At 64.1% G+C, this 537-nt stretch carries 1 protein-coding gene; it reads right to left on the minus strand.

The features are described 5' to 3' along the window. Positions 1-76: 76 nt before the first annotated feature. Positions 77-537: IS5 family transposase (locus ACH65_RS17435; RefSeq protein WP_049623908.1), on the minus strand; the 461-nt coding region annotated here is incomplete at its 5' end.

The following is a 537-nucleotide window of genomic DNA, read 5'->3' on the forward strand; positions in this document are numbered from 1 at the left end:
AAAAAACGGTGCGAATCACCGGACATCGCATGCTGCCACAGGGCCTATTCGCCCCTGATCAGGTCGCTTTCCTGGCTCACCGGCGCACCTCCCCTGCGGACGCCAGCAACGTTCGTCGCGCCATCCACAGATTGGATAGCGCAAACAGCGTCAGTACCTGCGCCGTGTTCTTGAACAGCCCCTTGAAGCGCACCTTCTGGTAACCGAACTGTCGCTTCACCACTCGGAACGGATGCTCCACCTTGGCGCGAACGGCCGCCTTCATGTGTTCGGTGTGCTTGACCGCCTCCTTCAACGCGTCCTCCGGCATCGCCTTGATGCGGCCGCGCTTGGCCGCGATGTACCACGTGCGGCCCCGCTTGGGGGCGCGTTTCTCCGCGCCCTGATAGCCGGCATCGGCGTACACCGTCTGCTCCTTGCCGTGCAGCAACCGCTCCACCTCCGTCACGTCGCTGGTGTTCGCCGGCGTCGTGGTCACCGTGTGCACCAGCCCCGACTCCACGTCCACCCCGATGTGTGCCTTCATCCCGAAGTACC

It is taken from the genome of Frateuria defendens (assembly GCF_001182895.1).
Taxonomy (GTDB): Bacteria; Pseudomonadota; Gammaproteobacteria; order Xanthomonadales; family Rhodanobacteraceae; genus Frateuria_B; species Frateuria_B defendens.